Raw genomic sequence first — 23,430 nt, forward strand, 5'->3', positions numbered from 1 at the left:
GTCCTCCTATTAGAATACAAAGATTAATAATAAACCAATTAACATACCATAAATAGCAGCTGTTTCAGCAATACCCGCACCAAGAATTAACATTGCACGAATTTTACTTTCTGCTTCTGGGTTTTTTCCGACTGCCTCAACTGCTTTAGCTGCTGCATACCCTTGTCCTATTGTTGAAAAAATACCTGTCATTGTTGCTAACGCTGCACCAATTGCAACTAAACCTTTTCCTACACTTACTGAATCCATAATTTAATTTCCTCCTTATTCTGAATACTCGACTGCAATCATAATTGATGTCAGTGAGATAAATATAAATGCCTGCAAAAATGCAGAGAACATATCAAAGTACAAATGTAAAACTGGGGCGACAATAACCCCTATTGGGTTAAGACCACCTATCACTGGAACGAAACTACTTAACCAAGCTGTGAAACTATAAAGTAAGGTCATAATAACTGTTCCTGACAAAATATTTCCAAACAACCTAAGTGACAAACTAATTAAGGGAGCAATTGTCCCAAAAACGTTAGGAATAACAAATGGGAAGAAAGGCTCAAAGAATCCTTTGAAATATCCACCCCAACCATTTTCCTGAACTTTAGCCATTTGAATCAAGATCCAAGTTATAAACGCCAAAGTTAGGGTAACACTAAAGTTACTTGTTGGCGCACTTAGTCCTAATAAACCTGACATATTGAAGACAAGAATCATAATAAAGACAGTCCCTATATAAGCTGACATTCTTTTACCATGTTTTTCGCCCATATTTTCAATCGTCAGTTTAGACAATGTTTGCACATATAATACCGCCAACAACGCTAAACCTTTGGGTTTGCTTTTTGGATCAAGTCCTTTAAGTTTCGTACCAACAATATAAAACAAAGCACCTAGGAATACTGTTAGGATTAGTATTGAAATTTGTTCACTTTGAAACATACACCGACTCCTTCTTAAACGCTCTTCCTACAAATAAAATAAACCGATCAATAAAATAAGCTGAAACCAACACGTATGGGTTCAACACTGTTGGAAACATAAAAGCAAGAACAGGCGGGATCCATAAGATTACAAAGACAAACACAATGTAAGCTATATACTTCCCAACACTAAACGATGCTTCTGTTAAAATTATCGAATAGTATTTCTCTCTAAAATAGGATAGTACAATTAAACTTGACCATCCTACTATCCAAGCAAGCCCATATGTATGATTCAAAATAAATAGAATCACTGCACCAATTCCTGCGATTGAAATTCTTATTTTGTTCTCCATACACTCACTCCTATTTTTAACTCATTCACCTTGATCAAATCTTTATTTCATATTGTGAATACCTTCAAATCCTAACATATCCACTGTCTTTTTTCAATAACATTCACTTGCGTAAAACTACAGTTCAAACGATGGTTTGTGCACTTTAACCTTGTTTCAAAGCCGATAACTAGACCGTTTCTTGTCTAGGAGTGTGAACAACGCTATTCTATGGGAATTAAAACAAACCACATCACAAAAAAAAACATCCTTACCTTCGTAAGAATGTTTGAGTTTCCTTATTGTTTTTGTTGTAACATTGTTAATTGAATTCTTCCACGTTGAACATCAACATCTTTAATCCAAACCTTAACAACATCACCCACAGCAACAACATCCGAAGGATGTTTAATAAAGCGACTTGCTAATTGAGAAATGTGAACGAGGCCATCTTCACCGACTCCAATATCAACAAAGGCACCAAAATCAACCACATTTCGGACAGTTCCCGTTAATTCCATTCCTTGTTTTAAATCTTCTATACTCAGAACATCTTGTCGTAAGACAGGCCCATCCATCGACTCACGAATGTCTCGTCCAGGAGCAATTAATGCTTCGACAATATCTTTTAATGTTTCGTATCCGATTTCATGAGCTTCTGCATAATCTTTTACTGAAACATTCTCTAACTTTTCTGCAATCAGCGCTGTTCCTAAATCCGAATCTTTAAGATCGTTATCTTTCATGAATTGTTTCGCAACTGCATAACTCTCGGGGTGAATTGCTGTTTTATCTAAAATGTTTTTACCTTCAGAGACTCGCAAGAATCCGATTGCTTGTTCAAATGTCTTCGGTCCAAATCGTTTAACTTTTTTAATTTGCTTACGATCATTGAAACTGCCAATTTCTAATCGGTAGTCGACTAAATTTTGTGCTGTTTGTTTTGTCAATCCCGAAACATAGGTTAATAATTCAGCTGAAGCTGTGTTGACATCGACACCCACTTGGTTAACGACTGTTTCAACAACAAAACGCAATTGAGCATCTAAATCCTTTTGTGGGAGATCATGTTGATATTGACCCACACCCACTGATTTGGGATCTATTTTAACAAGTTCTGCTAAAGGATCTTGAACTCGACGGGCGATTGAAATTGCTGAACGCATTTCAACCTGCAAGTCTGGAAATTCTTGACGTGCAATCTCGCTTGCTGAATAGACCGAAGCTCCTGCTTCACTAACAATAATATAGGCAGCACTTAAACCTTGTTCACGAATTAAACTTGCGACAAAGTGTTCTGACTCTCGGCTTGCCGTCCCATTACCAATCGCAATTAAATCAACATCATATTTTTTAATTAACTTATATAAATCTTCTTTTGCTTGTTTGGCTTTCGCATCTGAACTCGCATGTGGAAAAATTACACTTGTATTTAGTACATTTCCTTGCACATCAACAACCGCCAACTTACACCCAGTTCTAAAAGCAGGATCAAAGCCTAATACAACTTTTTCTTTTAGTGGGGATTGGAGCAGTAAGTTTCTTAAATTCTCACTAAAGACTTCAATCGCTTGGGCTTGTGCTTTCTCACTTAACATATTTCTTAATTCACGTTCAATGGCAGGTTCAATAAATCGATGATATGCATCTTGGTATGCTGCAACAATCAATTCATTCACAGGACTTTCTGGATTATGAATTATTTCTCGGGAAAGGTAACGTTCAATTGTTGCTTCATCACAATAGACTTTTACTTTTAGAACATCTTCTTTTTCAGCACGATTAAGAGCCAAGACTTGATGGTCTTGAATCTTATTAATTGGAGATTTAAAGTCATAGTACATCTCATAAACTTTACGTTCATCAAGCGTTTCATCTTTCACTTCACCTAAAATTAAAGCGTTTTTAAAGGTGAAATTACGAATCCATTCCCGATACTCTGGGTTATCGCCTACAATCTCGGCAATGATTTCATGAACCCCTGCAAGAACTTGGTCTGTTGTTTCAAGTTCTTCATTTAAAAACTTTTCAGCTTCTGCTTCAAGATCTAAGTGATCCGGTTGACCATACACCAACAACGCAAGAGGTTCTAAACCTTGTTTTTTGGCTTTTCCTGCCAATGTTTGACGTTTTTGTTTGTATGGACGATACAAGTCTTCAACGCGTTGTAAGACCGTTGCTGCTTGAATTTCTTGTCTTAAATCTTCTGTTAATTTTCCTTGTTCTTCTATATTAGCAATGACATCTTCTTTTCGTTTTTCTAAGTTTAGTAAATAGTCATGACGTTCAGCGATGTTTTGAATTTCGACTTCATCCAAACCATTCGTTCTTTCTTTACGATAACGGGCAATAAATGGAATTGTATTTCCGTCCGCCAACAATTCAATCACCGCATCAATTTGATGACCTTTAATTGTATTTAATTCCTGTTTCAATAAATCTAATGCTTTCATTTGATCTTCCTTCCATAATAAAAAGCGCATTATACGCTTTTATAGTGTGTAGTCTCTTAATAGACCTTCATATTCTATCACAGCATCCTCTATTTCCATAAAGTGATTGGGACGAGTGAGGTATGGTGAACTTTTAAGAAGATTAATTTCTGAATCTTCCATAATCTCAGCCACAAACGAGGAACAAAAGTATTTATTTTTCCGTGGCATCGGTCGGTTTAGCATGACCCCCAATAAACCAATCAAATTGTAATGATATTGATCTTTATGCTCAATGAACTCACGAACAGTTTGTTGAAGTTGTTGATAACTTTCCTGCTCAACCTCGAAACTTAAAACAACACAATTCGTGTTCTTAAATTTTTTAAAGGTACCATCATCCTTTTTTTCTTCAACAAAACCCGCAATAAAAGGATTATTGGCTTGACGACGTCCGAAACTATATAAGGTTTCAAGACTTGGATCAAACGCTATTGAAGCATGATTATATGGTTTACGCGTAAACAGTTTTATTGAACGCGTAAATAAACTTCCTGTGTCGCTTAGGACAATATAAATCTTTTTCATTTCATCTCCTATTTTAGCCCGATTACCGTTCCATCATCCAGAACATCCATTCCAACTGCATTGGGTTTCTTGGGTAAACCTGGCATGGTCATCACTTTACCTAATAATACTACTACAAATCCTGCACCTTGAGATAGATAACATGATTTAACATGGATATCAAAATCTTGAGGAACATTTCTTAAGCTCGCATCATCACTGAGTGAGTATTGTGTTTTCGCAATACAAACTGGTAAGTTTTGATTTTTTATATTGCTTAACTCTTCAAGAGCTTCTTTGGAAAACTCGACACCTTTAGCACCATATATATTATGCGCAATTGTTTCGATTGTCTTTTTCAAGTCATTGGTATCTTGATAGAGCAGTCTAAATGTTGATTTTTCATTCGCAACTTCAACAACTTGTTTTGCTAAATCAAGTGAACCATCACCACCCTTTGTAAAGACATCGGCAAATGAAATGCGAACATGATTTTCTTTCGCAAAAGTTTCTAAGACAGCTTCTTCTTTATCTGTATCACTTTGAAAACGGTTTAGCGCAATGACCACTGGAACACCATACATCCCTAAATTGTAAAGATGCTTTTGTAAATGTTCTAAGCCACGATATAGCGAATCAAAATCTTCTTTGTCTAAATCTTTGAGCTTGGCTCCTCCATGATACTTCAAAGCTTTGATTGTGGCAACTAAAACTACCGCATCAGGCTGAAGGTTTGCACTTCTACATTTGATATCAAAAAACTTTTCCGCACCCAAATCAGCCCCAAACCCTGCCTCAGTAACAACATAGTCTGCTAAATTGAGACCCATTTTTGTCGCAATGACCGAATTGCATCCATGAGCGATATTCGCGAAAGGTCCACCATGGATCAATGCCGGTCCACCCTCACTGGTCTGGACTAAATTTGGACGAAGCGCATCTTTTAGAAGCACAGACATCGCCCCTACCGCTTGAAGATCTGAAGCCAGAACTTCTTTCCCATCGGTCGTATAAGCAACAAGTATGTTCCCCAGTCTTGCTTTAAGATCAGACATGTTTTCTGCTAGACACAGGATTGCCATAATTTCAGACGCGACGGTAATATCAAATTTTGATGTTCTATTCTTCAAGTCAATACGACGTAAGGCACGATCATTCATATCCATCACCCTGTTCCACTGAACTCTGCTTGGATCAATCGATAATTCATTGCCATGAAAAATATGATTATCCACCATCGCCGCTAGTAAGTTATGCGCTGAGGTAATGGCGTGAAAATCTCCTGTAAAGTGCATATTGATGTCAACCATAGGATGAACTTGGGCATATCCGCCACCTGTCGCGCCACCCTTCATACCAAAACAAGGTCCAAGAGATGGTTCTCTTAAGGCTGAAATTGCGTTAACCCCAATTTTATTAAGCGCCATCGATAAACCAATATTCATGGTTGTTTTCCCCTCACCTGCCGGAGTTGGGTTAATTGAGGTCATTAAAATAAGTTTTCCATCTTGTTTTCCTTCAAGCAAATCTAAATCTAACTTTGCTTTATAAGGTCCGTACAATTCAAGTTTATCTTCATCAAGTCCTAATTTATGAGCAACCTCATTAATTGCTTGTAAATTCATTAATTGATCTAACTCTACATCACTTTTCATTGCGTCATCCCTTTCATTTGATTCCCAATTTTGGGTAATAAATATAAGTTAACTGCGATCTGTAACGGTATCATAACCACTTCTTTAAACACACGAACTTTAATCAGTGCCCAAAATGGTTGTTGTTGTAAAATGCTAAGCCAGTAGGTATTCATTCCTAAATGTAAGACAAGCGATTTAATCAGGACTACAATGATAATCCACTTTCTTAAATCGTTCCCCTCTTTTTTATGAAAGAGTCCATACAATAACCCTACACAACCCGCTGTAAAGGTAAACCCCCAAAAATAAGGTCCACTTGGCCACAAGATTGACCGAATTAAATCGGCACTCACAGCAACAATCGCAGTGAATAGTGAACCATGCAGCAAGCCTGATACCCCTAAAACAACAAAAGAGAAACTAATCCGAGCAATCGGGGTTGTTACTCCTATGAATTTCGTTACCACTATGTTTAAGACAATGTACATGGATAAATGCGATAAATATTTAGTTGACTTCATGTCAATCCCTCTTTTCTATTATTCAAGCAATAGAAAAAAGCACTGCAACGGAGGCAATAACACATCGCGCATTTGCTTCGTCACACAGCAACTTCCCATCTGCATGCACTTAACGCGTGTTATCTACTTTGCTTGAACATGTATAAAGGATAACAATATTCACCTTAATAAGCAATGAATTATCTGTCACCTTTATCCAAAAATTGAATTAATTTCGATTTTTGAGTTATCGGTTTATCCTCATCTCTAAAAACGAAATTAATACAATATCCTGCATATATAACCCAAGAAATAAACCAACCAGAAATTAAAAGAATCATAAACGACGCTAAAGGTCCATAAATTGTTTGATAATTAGAGTATTCATTAATGTAGAAAAAGAAAATTCTTCCAAAGACAGCAATCGCTACCGATGAAAACACCGCGCCATACCAGACATCCTTAAACCCTGTATATTTGAACGATAACAAACGATAAAAAAGTAAAAAGAATATAAATAAAATCCAAGGAATAGAAAAGCGATTAATAAATGGAAAAAATCCAATCACAAACGCTACAAGACCAACCCCAATAATAATAAAGACGAAGTAAATGATTGCTAAAATGCGTAAAAAGAAGTGACGTGTTTCAACCCCATCGTGTTCTGAACTTAAGAGCAAAAACGAATATACACTTTTTGACGCTAACCAAACACTTGCTCCCAACAGTGACACAATCAGCCACAGATTGCTCATATCACTTGCCGTTAAATACTCCACAAACGGAATCACAAGATCAGCTGGCACAAATCGTTGAAGAAAATCCATCAATTGGTCAACATTATAAACATAACGTCCCACAAAAACGACGGCAATAATAATAAAGGGAGCAATCCCAGCAATAATTGAGTAAGCAAACGCATAGGTAAAAAGCGTCCCCTCATTTGACGTCATCATTTCCAAAATTTTAATTAATTTGTCTTTCATATCGGTACCTCTTCCTATCTAATGTACCAAAAACCATTGGTTCTTTCCACTATCGCTTATTCCCACAAATTAAAAGACCAAGTTTAGCTTGGTCTTAAAGATCGTATCCTTATTATATCTCATTTCTTTTTAATTTGGAAGATTACTCATTTTGGTGTTTTTTTAAGAATTCCACAACGTTTTCTGCAGATGTATCCCTCAAAACATCATCACCTGCAATTAAAACAGGTGTTGACATAATACGATGTTTTCGTACAAGTGTTATAAACTCTTTTTCATTCTTTTGTCGGTGGATAACCTCAATAGAATCCTTATATTCATTGCCAAAACCCTTTTAAAGTTAATTTAATAGATTATAAATTAATTACCACGGTCGCTAAAAGCAAAAAACCAAGATAAACTTGGTTTGCGCTGTTCGTTACTTGAACTTTTTACATATATAGTATAACTAATTTTACGTGTATATGTCAATGAATTTGTCACTAATTTTTAATTCATCAAACAACCTTCTATATTTTCTAGATTCTGGAGCATACCTCAGGGAGTTTTTTCTTACATTTCGGTACCGAATTAATATTTCAATACTATTCCTATGAGAAACACAATTCCTAATTTCTCTTAAAACTTTAAATCTTATCAGAAACTCACAAATATTACCTGTATTTAAATTTAATTCATGTTTTTTTAATGTTGTAAAAACCTCATTTTGTAAGTATAGATCAAGTCCAGATATTAATATTTCCCAATTCCCCAAATTTAAGTGATCAAAGAATACAAAAATATCATCAGTATTTTTTAAAGCACCTAAAACAGATTTATACCAATAATCAACGTTAGAGAGTGTGAAATTTTTACCCAAAAGTGGACTGTTTTTTGCTTCATCACGACATTTTGTTAAGAAATCTTCTAAAATTTTTGAATTAACTATTTCTTTACCTTTTATTTTTTTGTTCAATAAGAATAACATGTGAAGAAATTGATTTAAATTGACTCTCAAACACATCAATATTGTCACGTACGACAGGATAAGATCTTCTTTCCTCTTTATAAAACTCTAGAAATTGTGAAAATTCCGTTTCATTTGGGTATTGATGCTTATTATTAGAATCTTTGTAGGTTATCTTTTTACCTTTTCTAAACTTTTGCGCAATTTTATGCTTAAAACGGTGTCACAACATTAACATAATTATTTTTCCACAAAATAACCTTAGCTTCTTCTTCCGAAATAACATTAAATCTAATTTTTTTGTTTGTATATAAATATCTTATAAGTTCGTCCATACTTTTTGTACTTTTATATTGCTTCATCATTCCCTCACTTTTAATGCTTGTCATATATACATCTATATTTAATTACTAAAATCGTATCATTATTATATCTCATTTCTTTTTAATTTTGAAGTTTACTCATTTTGATGTTTTTTTAAGAATTCCACAACGTTCTCAGCAGATGTATCCCTTAAAACATTATCACCAGCAATTAAAACAGGTGTTGACATAATACGATGTTTTCGTACAAGTGTTACAAACTCTTTTTCATTCTTTTTACGGTGGATAACCTCAATAGAATCCTTATATTCATTGCCTAAACCCTTGTCCAAGAACTCATCCAAAACAATACATTTAGGACAGTTATCTTGCGTTAACATTTTTATTTTCATTTTTCCTATACTCCTTTTACTTCAAGTATGCCATATCTTCAATGAGTTTTCTCTACAAATAACCGTGGTATAGCATTCCTTTATAGCAATAGATATTTTTGGGTTGCGCATTCATTTCATTTTTAAGCAGGATTTGTTAATCTATAAGCATGAGAGGTGCAAAGAAATGAATTACATATTTAAAGACAATAAAAGTGATAAAACACTCGTATTATTTCACGGAACAGGAGGCGATGAAAAAGTATTATTACCGATTGCGAATCAAGTCGCGCCAAGCATGAATCATTTGTCATTGCAAGGAGAAATCGTATCGTTTGGAAAACGTCGTTTTTCAAAAGTTTCGCATCCTGACCAATTGGTTGATGAAGATGACTTACTATCAAGAGTTCCTGGCATTTTAAAAACAGTTGAAGACTTAAAAGAAAAGTATCAATTAGGTAAACTGTGGGCTTTAGGTTTTTCAAATGGATCTATGACTTTAACGGGCATGATTTTGACAGAAGAGACACCATTTGATAAAGTAATCTTACTAAGACCCCTTGATTTTAAGCAAGAATTTGAAGCTAAAAACTTGAGTGGCTTGGATATCTTAATCCATAGTGGTAAACACGACCCAGTCACACCATCTATTTCTGCTGTTCATTTAGAACAGAAGTTATTACGGTTAGGGGCACGCGTTAACCATAAAATTTACCCCCTTGATCATCGGATGAATATGAGTGAAATTAAGGATATAAAAGAGTGGTTTGATAAGGAGCTTGATAACAAATGAAACCCTATGATATTTTAACTCAAAGTAAGTCTTTTGCAGTTGTCGGAATGAATCCCGATCCAGATAAGTACGCTTATAAAATCTATCAACTGTTAAAAGAAAAAGGGAAAACAGTCTATGGACTGAACCCAAAATACGATGAAATTGAACACGAAAGAATTTACAAAGATCTTGATGATCTCAATAAAGATCTTGATGTTGTTGTCTTTGTCGTTAACCCTAAAATCGGTATCCATATGTTAGCGTCAATTAAAGAACGTGGTATCAAACATTTATGGATGCAACCTGGCACAATGGATGAAGCCTTAATTGCGAAAGCTGATGAATTAGGTCTTGAATTAATTGATGCTTGTGTGTTAGCTGTCTATGCAATCAATGAACCTAAATAATATTTAATAATAACTTCCTTTGCACTTCAAGTATAGCTTTGCTATATTTGTTATATACAAGGAGGTTTTTTATAATGAAATCATTGATTGTTTATGCTCATCCATGGGATGGGAGTTTTAATCAACATGTCCTGCTTGAAACAAAAAAAATTTTAGAGAGCCGTGGGGACAATATTGATATTATCGATCTATACAAAGATGGATTTAATCCCGTTTTAGATCAAGCTGACTTGAAGGTGTTTGGTCAAGGGAATTACGCTGATCCGATTGCTGAGGACTATGCAAACCGATTAAAACAAGCCGACAATGTCATCTTTGTCTTTCCTATCTGGTGGTATGGTCCCCCAGCAATCCTTAAAGGATTCTTTGATAAAGTATTCTTGAAAAATCACACTTATAAGCAAAACGACAAAGGTGAGATGACCGGAATCCTAACAGGTAAAAAAGCAATAGCTCTAACGACTGCTAACATTGACCAATACACCTTAATGAATTACCTTGGAAACCCTATTGAAAATACCTATCTAAACGGTATTATGAAATTGTGTGGTATTCCTGAAACAAAATGGGTTCATTGTCCAACAGTCCATCTTGAAGAGTCAAGAACACAATTTTTAAAAGAAATTAAAGAAAGCGTTTAACGCCAATAGGAATGACGTTCGTCGTTCCTTTTTTTATTTATTTGGAGTACTATTAACACTTAGAAGAGGTTAAACTTATGAAAGAAACGATGAAATATAATATTAATAAATATCAATTAAGAGAGTTTGCATTAACTAAAATCCTGGACATTATCCACAAACAAGCGACAACCGCCAAGCACCAGCCTCTTTTCTTTGGTGATTCACTCATCGAAGGCATCCCATCTCAGTATCCAATTCTAAATCATGGGATCAGTGGAATGAGCAGTGAAATGCTTGAGCATCTGCTCGACGAACTTGTCATCAAATTTGAACCCAGTCACGTATTTTTACATATAGGGATTAATGATCTTGCAACCACAACACTTGCAAGTCCTCGTGATATCGCATGGAACATTGTACGAATTATGTTGATTTTAAATCAATGTCTTCCCAATACAAAACTTTATGTTATTTCAACGTTGCCTTGTATTGATGAACTTTCTAGTTTTAAGCAAACTGGCAAAGGCATTCGTTGCAATGACATGGTCAATGTTTTGAATGAAGAAATTCAAGAACATATCGTTCATACTCAAGCAAAATTCATCGATCTTAATTCAAAATTATATAACGATGATAAGAGCCTTAAACAAGTGTATTATCGTGATGGTATGCATCTTAACGATGAAGGTTATCATTATTTAGCTCAATATTTTACCCAATAATAAACAGGACCTCCAAATTTAGAGGTCCTGTTTATTGATAACCCAATCTCTATCTTCTAATTCAATTCCTTTTCGGTTTGAATAAACAATGAAGATCAGATCAATAATAATTAATTGAGCATACACTGATGAGTTGATAATTTTGGTACTGGACATCGTTTCACCATTACCGAGTTGAAGATGGGTTGCTAAGGAAATAGGATTTTTTCCTTTTTGCGTTAATGAAACTGTTTTAATGCCATCTTTTTTTGCATGATTAATCAAAGAAAGAACTTCCTCAGATAAACCTGAATTTGATATAGATAGTAGACATGATTGATCTTGATATTTCTGCATCATGAATTTAGCAGTTGCGATATCGGTCACAAGATGAACATTTAAACCGTAGCGGATAGCCTTTTGATAAAAGCTTTCTGCAGCTAAGGCCGATAAACCCGTTCCATGGACAAACACCATATCTGCATCAACAAGTATGTCCACAAAATCGTTCATAATTTGTTGATTATCATCATGTAAAGCAGACTCTATAGAAGCGCAAGCATAGTCCAATAAAGAATTTGAAACAACACTTAGATTACTCCCTGTAAATACCTCTGAACTTTTTCTAGCCGGATTCTTTGCTAAGTACTTTCCGATATCGATTCTAAAATCGACAAAGCGGTCATAGCCATTTTTCCTTACAAAACGAGTGATTGCTGAGGTACTCGTTTCTGTTTTTATTGCAAGTTCTGAAATTGTTAGATCGGGAATTTCTCTTGAATTATTTCGTATGAATGAATAAATTTTATGATCTGCATCAGTATAGAGTTCATAATTTTCATTCATCTTTTGCATTGCGTCTTGTTTCATTGTTCATTCCTCCGTAAGTCTATTTTACATGAAAAAAGAGAATAAATCTCTTTTTTCTAAACGAATGCTTGAACCTGTTTTAATAACTTTGGACCACCTAAAGGTGAATATGCCATCGGTTCAATCATTTCACAAGGTACATTCACATCGTTTGCTTGTTCTTTTAATAACTTAAAACGATGCTTTATTTGTGGGGCAATGAGTGCACATGTATATCCATTCATAATTTCTTCAGAAAATTCTTGTGTACTAACTGCTTTGACTTTCATCTCGATGCCTTGTTTAGTGGCTTCTTGTAATAGGGCTTGGACAGCAATTTCACTAGACATCCCTTGTGAACAAACAAATAATACATTCATTATAATTCAACACCTGCTTGTTCTTGCTCTAACATTTTCTTATCATATGCTTTCACAAATGGTGCATAGATTAATAAAAGCAGGACAAGATTAAATAAGACTAAGACTGTCCCTCTCCAGTCTCCACCTGTTGCTAAAAAGCCACTAATTGGTGCTGGAACTGTAAATGGCATATCCACTGAAATGCGTGATACCCAATCCATCTTCATTGCAAAATATGCAGTTGATGCTGTAATGACTGGCCCTAAAATAAATGGAATCGCTAAAATCGGATTTAACACAACAGGTGCACCGAAGATAATCGGTTCATTAATGTTAAAGATTCCTGGAATAATGGACAAGCGACCAATTTGTTTTAAATACGTCGATTTGGCTCGTGTAAAGAGAATCGCCATTGCCAAGGTACCACCTGCACCACCAATCGCAACAAACAGACCAATTAAACCTTCTGTACCAATGTTTTGAGCTACACCACCATTAGCAACAGCCATCATGTTCTCAGCCATTAGAACAGCCCAAACAGGACGGAAGATTGAACCAATGATTGAATAACCATGAACACCCGATGCCCATAATAAACTAATAAATAAAACTGGAATAATTACACCAATATAAGTATTTCCTGCAATTTTAACAAGTGGTGAGAACAACTGTAACAACGCTTCATTAATATTAAACCCAAGGAAATGAGTAATAAACCACACAGAAACAATAATAATAAATCCTGGAATCAATGCCTCAAATGAACGGCTTACTGATTTAGGAACTTGTGGCGGCATTTTAATTGTAATATTTTTTTCTTTACAAAAACGCAAGACCTCAACAGCAAAGATCATCGTTAAGATAGCTGTAAACATTCCACTACCATCAAGACCCGTCATTGGAATAACATTACCTAATGCATCACCAGCTGCTGTCATACCAGGTTGAGGGTATGCAGTGAGTAAAAACGCCGACATCGACAATACTCCACCTGAAATACCATCCATATCATAAGTCTTAGCCAATGCATAACCCATTCCATATGCAGCATACACCGACATCAACCCTGTAGTTAATCTAAACGGAATCATCAAAGTCGCGACATGGTCAGCAACCAATGCTTTCCATGCAGGAACTGGAAATAATGCAATTAAAATAAAGAAACTTCCAATCATAATTACAGGCATTACCGAAATAATACCATCACGAATCGCACGTAAATAACGAATCTCAGCAAACTTTGCCATCGGTGGCAATAACTTTTCTTCAACAAACTTAAAAATTTTGTCCATCATACTCTCTCCTTAACCTCCATCATCTGAACTAATTTCTCAATCATACTACGACTTTCAATCGCTGTCATAATATGATCTTGGGCATGAACCATTAAAAGTGTAAGAGACTCTTCCCCTCGTAATATCTCTTTTTGAACTTTTGAACTTTCCGCAATCAACTGATCTGCTTCAGCTAATAATTCATGAGCTTTTGTATAATCTTTATCTAGAGCTGCGTCAAAGGAATCAAAGCTTAACGCTTTTATCGATCCGGCAAACCCCATTAACATGAATGACTTCTCTTCCATCTGAAACCCCTTTCCAAAAAAAGTCTATCACGAGAGAAAACAATTTTCAACAGTTATTTTAGTGGTAATTATTTTCAATGTAAAGGGAAGTCTTAAAACCCCACTGTTTACGCCACATCTTTCATAACTCCAATTTTAAAAAATATTTTCATACTTGTCTTTTTTGAAAATAATATCTATAATGTCAACGAAAGGATGATCTTATGAAACTCAATATGCCCTACAACATTGATAAGTACCAATTCAGAGAAGGCGCACTTATCAAAATTTTAAACATTATCAAAAAGCAAAAAGAAACACCTAAAAACCAAACACTTTTTTTTGGAGACTCACTCGTAGAACACATACCTAATCATTTCCCAATCATCAACAATGGAATTAGTGGGATGAGCAGCGCTCCTTTAGAGCACCTACTTGATGAACTCGTCGTTAAATTCGAACCCAATCAAGTCTTCCTCCATATCGGAACCAATGATCTGGGAGGAACTAGTATGGTTAGCCCAAGAGAAATTGCTTGGAAGATTGTTAGAATCATGTTGATATTACAACAATGCTTACCCGACGCTAAACTTTATGTAATCTCAACACTCCCTTGCTTAGACGAACTTGAAAGCTACCAAGCAACAGGTAAGGGCATCAGAAATAATGACCTTGTGGATATCATTAACAAAGAAGTTCAAGAACATTTAGTCCACACCAAAGCTCAATTCATCGATTTAAATTCAGCCATGAAAAATTCTGATGGAAGTATAAAAAAAGAATTCTACGTTGATGGACTGCATATCAAGACAGAAGCATATGAATATCTGTCAAAAAAAATAAAAAAAACGTCTGATATTTTGTGACGAACTTAATCCCATACCTAAAGAAAAAATATAAATGATAAATTTACCATCGAATAAAAAAAACTAGGATAACAACCTTTTCGTCAAGTAACGGTTAACTTCATCCTAGTTTCTTTTTTTTCTCTAAATCAATAGAATTATATCAATTCCATTATAATAAGTTTTTCCTTCATTTCCATTTTCGCTTATCTTAACTTCGATAATGAATTATTAAGTTCTTTTGTGTTTCCATAAATAGATTTATACACTCGATAAATCTCATCATATATAATCACTTTTTCTTTCTCTGGATAAACAGTTTTTTCTGACAGTTTTACCAAATCTTTAATTGCTGAATCATAATCACAATACCAACCTTCACTTACTGCAGCAATGATGGCAGCTCCAAATGCTGGTCCTTCTTCTTGTTTCAACGTCTTTATGGGAAGATTAAATATATTAGCTTGTATTTGTAACCAATAATCACTTTTAGCTCCTCCACCCACTGATACAAGCTGGTTTAGAAATATGTTCTCTGTTTTAAGAATCTCGTAAGTATCTCTTAAAGAAAATACAACTCCTTCTAATACAGCATTAACAAAATCTCCTTTTTTATGTGTTTGATCGATTCCAACAAACGTACCTCGAATTTTTGAATCTAAGTGAGGTGTTCTTTCGCCACTTAAATACGGTGTAAATATAAGTCCGTTTGATCCTGTATTACTTGCTTGGGCATATTCAATCATTTCTTCAATTGTTTCATTCTCAAAAAAAGTGTTTTTTAACCAAGTTAAACTAGAGCCTGCCGCAAGTGTAACGCCCATTGAATATTCTTTATCTGAGCTTGAATGAACAAATCTATGGATATTCTTATTTCTTTTGTTCATGTAAAAATGATTATTTACTAACAATACTCCTGATGTCCCAATACTTAACATACCTGTTTCAGAATCATTAATTCCTGTCGCTAAAGCGACTGATGCATTATCAGCAGCTCCCGCACAAACATTAATACTCCCAGATAAGGAAAGGTTATCTTTAACTGATTTTTTGAGTTTTCCAGCTACTTCACTTGAGTTTAATAATTTCGGTACTTTATTTATATCAATATTATAAGTATTTAGTATTTCTAAACTCCAATCTTTCTTCGTCATATCCATCAACAATGTTCCGCTAGCATCTGAATAATCCATCGTAAATTCACCTGTCAAATAATAGACGAGATAATCTTTGGGAAGCATTATTTTACTTACTTTTTCCCAATTTTCTTTCTCATGTTTTTGAAGCCATAATATTTTTGGTAAGGTAAAGCCTTCAAGTGCTACATTTCCTGTAATGTCTACAATATCAAGATTTGAATTTATTTCTTCACATTCATCACTCGTTCTAACATCATTCCATAAAATTGCTGGTCGAATAACTTTATCGTCTTGATCGAGTAAAACTAAACTATGCATTTGTCCAGCTACAGCAATTGAAGATAAATTATCACTAAAATTATCAATTCTATTAATAATTTTTTTTACTACTGATTCAAATGCAATTACCCAATCGTTAGGATTTTGCTCACTATATCCTATTTTTTTGCTAAAAGTGTCATAAGAACTGCTTTCTGTAATAACTATTTGACCTTTTTCATTTAAAACAGTCCCCTTTAATGACCCAGTTCCTAGGTCTACTCCAAGTACATATTTCATACTATAACCTAAACCAAATAATCATTCAATTTGGATTTTACATATTCAATATGTGAAGAATCGTTTTCTATTTCGTTTAGTTCTAAAGCATACTCATATAACTCAAGAATATTTGTTTCTCCATCGATTATTTTTTTACCTATTCCATTATTGTATGAGTGATATCGTTTCTCTAATATTTTTTCAAAAAACTTATCTTCAATAATTTTTTCAACTGATAATAAGGCTCTTGCATACGTATCCATTCCAGCAATATGTGCAAGCACTAGATCCTCCATCTCAAAAGAACTTCTTCTGACCTTGGCATCAAAGTTTATTCCACCTACTCCTAAACCACCAGCACGTATAATTTCATAAACTGCAAGAGTTGTATCGGCAACATTAGTAGGGAATTCATCAACATCCCACCCTAATAACAAATCACCTTGATTTGCATCAATTGAACCCAACGAATTATTAATCGCTGCAACTCGAATTTCATGTTCAAATGTGTGACCAGCTAACGTTGCATGATTAGCTTCTAGATTTAGTTTAAAATATTCCATCAAGTCATACTTTTGAAGAAATGATAATGTTGTCGCTGCATCAAAGTCATATTGATGTTTCGTCGGCTCTTTTGGTTTTGGTTCTAATAGAAATTGCGGAAGATGATCAATACTCTTTGCATAATCAATTGCCATCTTATAAAAACTAGCTAAATTTTTTTCTTCTAAATCCATATCTGTATTTAAGAGTGTTTCGTAACCTTCACGTCCACCCCAAAATACATAATTTTTTCCATTTAACTTTTTACTAATATCTAAGCCTTTTTTAACTTGGGCTGCTGAATAGGCATAGACGTCTGCATTTGGTGATGTCGCTGCACCATTGACAAATCGAGGATGGGTAAATACATTTGCTGTATTCCATAATAGCTTAATTCCTGTCTCATCCATCTTTTCTTTTATAATGTCTGTCATCACGTCTAAATTGGACATGAATTCTTGTAAGTTATTACCTTGAGGAGCTATATCAACATCATGGAAACAAAAGTATTCTACATCCAATTTGACTAACAACTCGAAAAAAGCATCCACTCTTTTTTTAGCAGTATCTAACTCATTGTCACCATACCAATTTCGTTTGTTTACAGAATCTCCAAAAGGATCGTCTCCACCATTAGTCATAGTATGCCAATACGCTATCGCAAACGGTAAATGATCGCCCATTCTTTTACCTAATACCAACTTTTCTTTATCGTAGTATCGATATGCATATGGATTCGTTGAATCAACACCTTCAAATTTCACTTTATCAATTTTATCGAAATACATTACTTCCTCCTTTTTAAGTTTGTTAGAAAACTTAACTAACTATTTATAATTTAAACCAATTGTGATAAAATGTCAAGTAAGGACATTAAATAACAAATAAAAAGGAGATGAATTTATGTACCTAAGCAAGAGTAATGTTCGTTTAGCTAATGTTAAGAGTATTCTCAATTATATCTATACGAACCAACCCATCTCAAGAGCTGAGATTTCTGTGCAAACCGGATTAAATAAAGCAAGTGTTTCAGAAATTACTAGAGAATTAATCAACAAAAAATTTATACTGGAGACTGGAAGCGGAAATAGTACGGATGTCGGTGGTCGAAGACCAATTTTACTAGAGTTTAATCACAAATTTGGAACAGTTATCGGTATCGATATCGGTGTAAACTCAATTCGATATAGACAATGCTATTTAAATGGTGATTTAATAACGAAAGACAAAAAGAGTTCAGATAAGGTAAATCTTTACAATCAAATTTTTGAAATCCTTACAGAGATAAACAAAAACAAAAAGAAAGTACTCGCCTGCACCATTTCTGTTCAAGGAACAACTTTTGACAATAAAATTATTTTCACACCAAATTATAACGTTTTAGATCTTGAAAATTTAAACAATCATTTTAGTTTCCCAATATTGTTAGAAAATGAAGCTAATCTTGCAGCATTTGCTCATTCATTTGAATATTCGGAGTCTAATTCTGCTTCAATTACATTAAGAACAGGTGTTGGTTCCGGAATCATATTTGACCATCAAATTTATTATGGTTTTTCTGGTGCGGCAGGTGAATTAGGACATACGATTGTTTATCCCAATGGAAGAGACTGTATTTGCGGAAACAAGGGATGTCTTGAACAATATATATCTGAAAAAGCACTTATTAATGATTATAAAAAAATCAAGAACTTGAGTAATGCATCTGTGAAAAATATTGCAGATGATTTCCATAATGGCGATAGTGAAACAATCGATTTAATTACTAACTTTACTGATGTCTTAGCAATTGGTATTAATAATTTTTTCCTTCTGTATGATATTCCTAAAATGTATCTTGTAAGCAACATTAGTTCTATTATTCCTGATATTTCTAATATTATTACAAGTAAAATAACTAATGTTTTTATTCAAAACATTGAAATTATCGATTCTCCTTTTTCTAAAGATGCTTCAGCATACGGAGCATGTTTATTCTCAATTAACTATTTTTTAGATAATTGCGACAAATATTAACAGTTAATACAAAATCAAATTCATAATTTGAATTTTGTATAACTCATAACACCTGAGTAACCTTTCCACGATCAAAAAACCCTACAATTGTAGGGTTTTTTGAATGATTTATTACTTCAATGATTTATTTATCATTATATATTATAACTTCATAGTTTGATAAACCAGTACAATTGACAAGTATTTCTCCATCTAAATTCGTTACCTCAATTTTTATATCAAATTCTGGATATTTAAAGATGTGTTCTTGATATCCTTCGTGAGGATTATAAACATGCACGACAACATCTTCATTATAGCTGTAGCATGTTTCATCCTGCTTACCATGAATAATAACTGAGTTTTCCCTAACTAATAATGGCATTTGATTATAGTTATAAGTCTCATTGATCCACACCCCAACGGAATTGTCATATTGCTTATTTGTTAGAATATTATACCATTTTCCTTTCGGAAGATAATAATCTACATTTCCGCCTTCCTTAAAAATAGGTACAACTAAAAGACTATCACCAATCATATACTGTTTGTCTAAATAGTGAGTTCCTAGATCATCTTGGAATTCAAGTACCATAGGCCTCATCATAGGAATTCCATAAACACTAGATTCAACTGCAGAAGAATATAGATAAGGCATCAACGTATTTTTCAAACTCGCAAATTTTCTTGTAACTTCTTCCGACTTTTCACCATACAACCAAGGCATCCTATACTCAATATTTGCATGGTAACGGCTGTGTGTTGATAACAATCCAAATTGGGTCCATCGCTGGTATATTTCTTCTGTAGTGTTGTCTTCAAAGCCCCCAATATCATGACTCCAATATGAAAAACCAGACATCATTAACGATAAACCACCTCGTAGTGAATCAATCATAGATGTAAATTCCGAGAGATTATCACCACCCCAGTGTACAGGGAACTCTTGAGAACCTACCGCACCTGATCTAGCAAAAACCAATGCCTCGTTTTCACCAAGTCTTTCTTCTAATAATTCAAATACAGCTTTATTGTATAAGTAACTATAATAATTATGCATATGAATTGGATCTACTTCATTATTATAAATAACATCTTCTGTCGGTATTCGCTCGCCAAAATCAGTTTTAAAAGAATCTACTCCAATATCAATCAACTCAGAGAGTTTATCTTGATACCACTTGACTGCATCAGGATTTGTGAAATCAAGAATGCCCATCCCTGATTGCCACATATCCCATTGCCAGACATTTCCATCTTGTTTTTTTAATAAATATCCTTTTTCATTTAATTCATTGAACACTTTAGCTTTACGTCCAATATAAGGGTTAATCCACACACAAACTTTTTTTCCTCTGTCATGAATTTTTTTGATCAGACCTTCAGGATCTGGGAAAACTTGACTATCCCATTCAAAACTCATCCATTCAAATTCCTTCATCCAGAAGCAATCAAAATGAAATACTTCAAACGGAATTTCTTTTTCAATCATTTGATCTATATATTTCAATACTGTTGATTCCTGATAATCTGTACAAAATGATGTAGACATCCAAAGTCCAAATGACCAAGCAGGTGGTAAACTAGGCTTACCTGTCAGGTCTGTATATGTTTGAAGGGTTTCTTTCATCGTATCACCCAAAATGACACAATACTCTAAAGATTCACCTTCAACACTAAACTGTACTTTAGCTACATCCTCAGATGCAACTTCAAAAGATACTTTTCTCTTATCATTAACTAATACACCATAAGATTTATTTGAAATGTAAAATGGAATATTAATATAAGTTTGTTCACTACTTGCACCTGAATCTTCATTCCAAATATCAACTACCTGACCATTTTTTACAAATGGAGTAAATCGTTCTCCAAGTCCATATATCAATTCATCAGGTGCAATTGATAATTGATCTCTATAATAGTTTTTTCCATTTTTTTCTTTAATGTATGACTGAGATCGATATAATGATTCAGTCTTTAGTTCACCATCATAGAAGAATTTCAAGTTAAAGTTTTCACCTTTAGCAATTCTAACCTCACTCAATCCTGTTTTAAACACTATCTCATTCTTATTGTCTTGAATGTTAACATTAGTTTTGTTTTCTTTAATTTCATAACGAGGATCAAATAATTCTTCAAAATGCTTCATCCTTACTCTTATTGCATCATCAGCTGGACTGTCTATTGTAATCATAGACATCCCAATATTTAATGTTGTTCCTTTATGAGTTATTTTTTTAAACGGCGCATATAAAACTAACGAATCATCAAGAATTGTATAGTCCCGTAGTTGCTCAGAGTAATGCATTTCAAATTCATCTCTAATCAGCCAATATCCATCAGTAAATTTCATTTTATCTCCTTTTTAACGTTTAAGTCTATAATCTATTTAACAGCACCTTCAGTGATTCCCTCAAGAACATGTTTTTGTGCTTTAACAAACAATATAATAATCGGAATAATTGCAATAACTAAAGCAGCAAGTGCTAAATGCCACTGCTTTGAGAATTCCCCAAAGAAATAGAACATCTTTAATGGTAATGTATACATTCCAGGTTTATTAATTACAAGTGATGGAAGTAAATAATCATTCCAAAACCAAATTGAATTCAAGACTATAATTGTGATAGTTGTTGACTTCAGCATCGGGAAAATCACTCTATAAAAGACCTGCCATGTTGATGCACCGTCAATCTTAGCCGCCTCATCAATTGATTTAGGTATCCCTTGAAGTGCACCATAATACAGGAAAACGCTCATGCTGCTGGCCAATCCATAATACATAATGATTAATCCTACTCTATTGAGCATATTAGCTTTCCCAAATATACTAATTAATGGAATCATTATCCCTTGAAAAGGAACGAGTAATCCCATTGCGATAAGAAAGTATATTCTGTCACTTCTTTTGGATGGACGTCGTGATAAAGCATAGGCGCACATTGACGAGAACAAGACTACTCCAAGTAATGATAATATCGTTATTCCAAAAGAATTGAGTGTAGATTTAATAAAATCCAATTTCTCAAATGCTACAACATAGTTACTTAGAGTAAAGACTTTAGGAATTGACAATGTATTTTGAAATATCTCAGATTTTGTTTTAAAAGAGTTAATAATTATTAAGTAAAACGGATACAACCATAGAGTTGTTATTAGAAATACAAATAATCCCAGTATGTATTTTTTTATTTTTTTCATCATAACTCCTTTTCTTTTTTTCTAGTTATATAAATCTGTATAAAGGACACCATGGCTACAACTAGTAAAAAGACGGCGGCTTTACTCTGAGCATATCCCATGTTTTGTTTTACAAAAGCCTCATTATAAATATTCATGGTTACCATCTGAGTCGATTCATAGGGTCCACCCCCTGTTAATGCCATATTTTGATCGTAAACTTTAAACGCTCCAGATAACGAAAGAAACAGCGTAACGGTTAAAGCTGGAGCTAGTAGAGGTAACTTAATTTTCCAAAAAGTTGTCCATGCAGAAGCACCATCTACCCTTGCTGCTTCAATAACACTTTGGGAAATGTTATTAATAAAAGATACGTATATTAGCATTATGTAACCAGCCATTTGCCAGACATAAAGAATAACGAGTCCCCAGAAACCTGTTGTTGGTGTAGACAACCAATCTTTTAAGAATGCTAATCCTGTTACATCTCCCAAAGAATTAAACGCTTTAATGAAAATAAATTGCCAAATAAACCCTAAAATAATACCACCAATTAAATTTGGCATAAAATAAATTGATTTGATTAAATTATTCATTTTAGATTGTTTTCTTGTCACAATTAAAGCTAAACCAAGTCCTATAACATTCATTAATATCGTACTCGCAATAGTAAACTTGAATGTAAATATCATGCTATTCCAAAATTTAGTATCCCTAAATACATTTAGATAATTCTTTAAACCTAAGAATGCTGTTACTTTATTTCCGTTCCATTCAGTTAAAGAATAATAAACTCCAGTCATGAAAGGAAGGATTATTGTAATTCCAATCAGTAATAAAGTTGGGAAAATGAATAAATTAAATTCTTTTTTAGAAATTAATCCTTTCAA

At 33.9% G+C, this 23,430-nt stretch carries 25 protein-coding genes and 1 riboswitch; of the genes, 6 read left to right on the top strand and 19 right to left on the bottom strand.

The genetic code is table 11. The features are described 5' to 3' along the window. Positions 1-9: 9 nt before the first annotated feature. The 10 genes from atpE to GVV10_RS04800 form a co-directional block, all read right to left on the bottom strand. Positions 10-249: an ATP synthase F0 subunit C gene (gene atpE / locus GVV10_RS04750; RefSeq protein ID WP_159520126.1), complete on the bottom strand. Its 240-nt coding sequence runs from the start codon at positions 247-249 to the stop codon at positions 10-12. Positions 250-264: 15 nt separating this feature from the next. Then, positions 265-939: a F0F1 ATP synthase subunit A gene (locus tag GVV10_RS04755; RefSeq protein ID WP_159520128.1), complete on the bottom strand. Its 675-nt coding sequence runs from the start codon at positions 937-939 to the stop codon at positions 265-267. After that, positions 926-1,276, bottom strand: a complete 351-nt coding sequence (locus tag GVV10_RS04760; protein ID WP_159520130.1) for a hypothetical protein — start codon at positions 1,274-1,276, stop codon at positions 926-928. Before GVV10_RS04760 ends, GVV10_RS04755 begins: the two co-directional genes overlap by 14 nt. Before the next feature lie 278 nt (positions 1,277-1,554). Next, positions 1,555-3,708, bottom strand: a complete 2,154-nt coding sequence (locus GVV10_RS04765; RefSeq protein ID WP_159520132.1) for a Tex family protein — start codon at positions 3,706-3,708, stop codon at positions 1,555-1,557. Between the two features lie 39 nt (positions 3,709-3,747). Next, the gene (locus GVV10_RS04770) at positions 3,748-4,275 is read right to left on the bottom strand and encodes a hypothetical protein (protein WP_159520134.1); all 528 of its coding nucleotides are present in this window, start codon (positions 4,273-4,275) and stop codon (positions 3,748-3,750) included. An 8-nt stretch (positions 4,276-4,283) separates the two neighbouring features. Continuing rightward, complete coding sequence (locus tag GVV10_RS04775; RefSeq protein WP_159520136.1) at positions 4,284-5,909, bottom strand: formate--tetrahydrofolate ligase; 1,626 nt, start codon at positions 5,907-5,909, stop codon at positions 4,284-4,286. After that, entirely contained in the window at positions 5,906-6,412 is a 507-nt protein-coding gene (locus GVV10_RS04780; RefSeq protein WP_159520138.1) for a folate family ECF transporter S component, read from the bottom strand. The genes GVV10_RS04775 and GVV10_RS04780 overlap by 4 nt, the downstream gene beginning before the upstream one ends. A 43-nt stretch (positions 6,413-6,455) precedes the next feature. Continuing rightward, positions 6,456-6,545, bottom strand: a riboswitch (THF riboswitch). Positions 6,546-6,591: 46 nt separating this feature from the next. Continuing rightward, a complete protein-coding gene (locus tag GVV10_RS04785; RefSeq protein ID WP_159520140.1) occupies positions 6,592-7,377 on the bottom strand; it encodes a YihY/virulence factor BrkB family protein in 786 nt (261 codons plus the stop codon). 454 nt (positions 7,378-7,831) lie between these two features. Continuing rightward, on the bottom strand, positions 7,832-8,344 hold the full coding sequence (locus GVV10_RS04790) for a hypothetical protein (RefSeq protein WP_201289990.1): 513 nt from the start codon (positions 8,342-8,344) through the stop codon (positions 7,832-7,834). Positions 8,345-8,780: 436 nt separating this feature from the next. Beyond that, a complete protein-coding gene (locus GVV10_RS04800; RefSeq protein ID WP_159520146.1) occupies positions 8,781-9,038 on the bottom strand; it encodes a thioredoxin domain-containing protein in 258 nt (85 codons plus the stop codon). 166 nt (positions 9,039-9,204) lie between these two features. Between GVV10_RS04800 and GVV10_RS04805 the strand changes: the two genes are divergently transcribed. The 4 genes from GVV10_RS04805 (at position 9,205) to GVV10_RS04820 (ending at position 11,544) form a co-directional block, all read left to right on the top strand. Next, positions 9,205-9,810 carry an alpha/beta hydrolase gene (locus GVV10_RS04805; RefSeq protein ID WP_159520148.1) on the top strand — a complete coding sequence of 202 codons (606 nt, stop codon included), beginning with the start codon at positions 9,205-9,207 and terminating at the stop codon, positions 9,808-9,810. Further along, a complete protein-coding gene (locus GVV10_RS04810) occupies positions 9,807-10,199 on the top strand; it encodes a CoA-binding protein (RefSeq protein WP_159520150.1) in 393 nt (130 codons plus the stop codon). Before GVV10_RS04805 ends, GVV10_RS04810 begins: the two co-directional genes overlap by 4 nt. Positions 10,200-10,273: 74 nt before the next feature. Continuing rightward, entirely contained in the window at positions 10,274-10,840 is a 567-nt protein-coding gene (locus GVV10_RS04815) for an NAD(P)H-dependent oxidoreductase (protein ID WP_159520152.1), read from the top strand. A gap of 77 nt (positions 10,841-10,917) precedes the next feature. Further along, entirely contained in the window at positions 10,918-11,544 is a 627-nt protein-coding gene (locus GVV10_RS04820; protein WP_159520154.1) for a GDSL-type esterase/lipase family protein, read from the top strand. Between the two features lie 18 nt (positions 11,545-11,562). Here GVV10_RS04820 and GVV10_RS04825 read toward each other — a convergent pair whose 3' ends face one another. The 4 genes from GVV10_RS04825 to GVV10_RS04840 are packed head-to-tail and all read right to left on the bottom strand — an operon-like array spanning position 11,563 to position 14,316. Further along, positions 11,563-12,393, bottom strand: coding sequence for a MurR/RpiR family transcriptional regulator (locus GVV10_RS04825; RefSeq protein ID WP_159520156.1), 831 nt, complete (start codon positions 12,391-12,393; stop codon positions 11,563-11,565). Between the two features lie 56 nt (positions 12,394-12,449). After that, positions 12,450-12,752, bottom strand: a complete 303-nt coding sequence (locus GVV10_RS04830) for a PTS sugar transporter subunit IIB (RefSeq protein ID WP_159520158.1) — start codon at positions 12,750-12,752, stop codon at positions 12,450-12,452. After that, positions 12,752-14,029: a PTS sugar transporter subunit IIC gene (locus GVV10_RS04835; protein ID WP_236261864.1), complete on the bottom strand. Its 1,278-nt coding sequence runs from the start codon at positions 14,027-14,029 to the stop codon at positions 12,752-12,754. Before GVV10_RS04835 ends, GVV10_RS04830 begins: the two co-directional genes overlap by 1 nt. Further along, positions 14,026-14,316 carry a PTS lactose/cellobiose transporter subunit IIA gene (locus GVV10_RS04840; protein WP_159520160.1) on the bottom strand — a complete coding sequence of 97 codons (291 nt, stop codon included), beginning with the start codon at positions 14,314-14,316 and terminating at the stop codon, positions 14,026-14,028. Before GVV10_RS04840 ends, GVV10_RS04835 begins: the two co-directional genes overlap by 4 nt. A gap of 203 nt (positions 14,317-14,519) precedes the next feature. Here GVV10_RS04840 and GVV10_RS04845 point away from each other — a divergent pair, with 203 nt between their 5' ends. Continuing rightward, the gene (locus tag GVV10_RS04845) at positions 14,520-15,161 is read left to right on the top strand and encodes a GDSL-type esterase/lipase family protein (RefSeq protein WP_159520162.1); all 642 of its coding nucleotides are present in this window, start codon (positions 14,520-14,522) and stop codon (positions 15,159-15,161) included. 185 nt (positions 15,162-15,346) lie between these two features. Here GVV10_RS04845 and xylB read toward each other — a convergent pair whose 3' ends face one another. Together xylB and xylA are read right to left on the bottom strand one after the other, a co-directional pair. Next, on the bottom strand, positions 15,347-16,837 hold the full coding sequence (gene xylB, locus GVV10_RS04850) for a xylulokinase (RefSeq protein ID WP_159520164.1): 1,491 nt from the start codon (positions 16,835-16,837) through the stop codon (positions 15,347-15,349). 8 nt (positions 16,838-16,845) lie between these two features. Then, the gene (gene xylA, locus GVV10_RS04855) at positions 16,846-18,150 is read right to left on the bottom strand and encodes a xylose isomerase (protein ID WP_159520166.1); all 1,305 of its coding nucleotides are present in this window, start codon (positions 18,148-18,150) and stop codon (positions 16,846-16,848) included. 115 nt (positions 18,151-18,265) lie between these two features. On the opposite strand from xylA, the gene GVV10_RS04860 reads away from it, so the two are divergent. Next, complete coding sequence (locus tag GVV10_RS04860; RefSeq protein ID WP_159520168.1) at positions 18,266-19,378, top strand: ROK family transcriptional regulator; 1,113 nt, start codon at positions 18,266-18,268, stop codon at positions 19,376-19,378. A gap of 124 nt (positions 19,379-19,502) precedes the next feature. Here the strand turns inward: GVV10_RS04860 and yicI are convergent, their stop codons facing one another. From yicI to GVV10_RS04875, 3 genes are read right to left on the bottom strand one after another with little or no spacing between them, the layout of a single operon-like run. Then, complete coding sequence (gene yicI / locus GVV10_RS04865; RefSeq protein ID WP_159520170.1) at positions 19,503-21,713, bottom strand: alpha-xylosidase; 2,211 nt, start codon at positions 21,711-21,713, stop codon at positions 19,503-19,505. A gap of 32 nt (positions 21,714-21,745) precedes the next feature. Continuing rightward, positions 21,746-22,561, bottom strand: a complete 816-nt coding sequence (locus tag GVV10_RS04870) for a carbohydrate ABC transporter permease (protein ID WP_159520172.1) — start codon at positions 22,559-22,561, stop codon at positions 21,746-21,748. Further along, complete coding sequence (locus GVV10_RS04875) at positions 22,561-23,430, bottom strand: carbohydrate ABC transporter permease (protein WP_201289991.1); 870 nt, start codon at positions 23,428-23,430, stop codon at positions 22,561-22,563. Before GVV10_RS04875 ends, GVV10_RS04870 begins: the two co-directional genes overlap by 1 nt.

Source organism: Erysipelothrix urinaevulpis (genome assembly GCF_009828835.1).
Taxonomy (GTDB): Bacteria; Bacillota_I; Bacilli_A; order Erysipelotrichales; family Erysipelotrichaceae; genus Erysipelothrix; species Erysipelothrix urinaevulpis.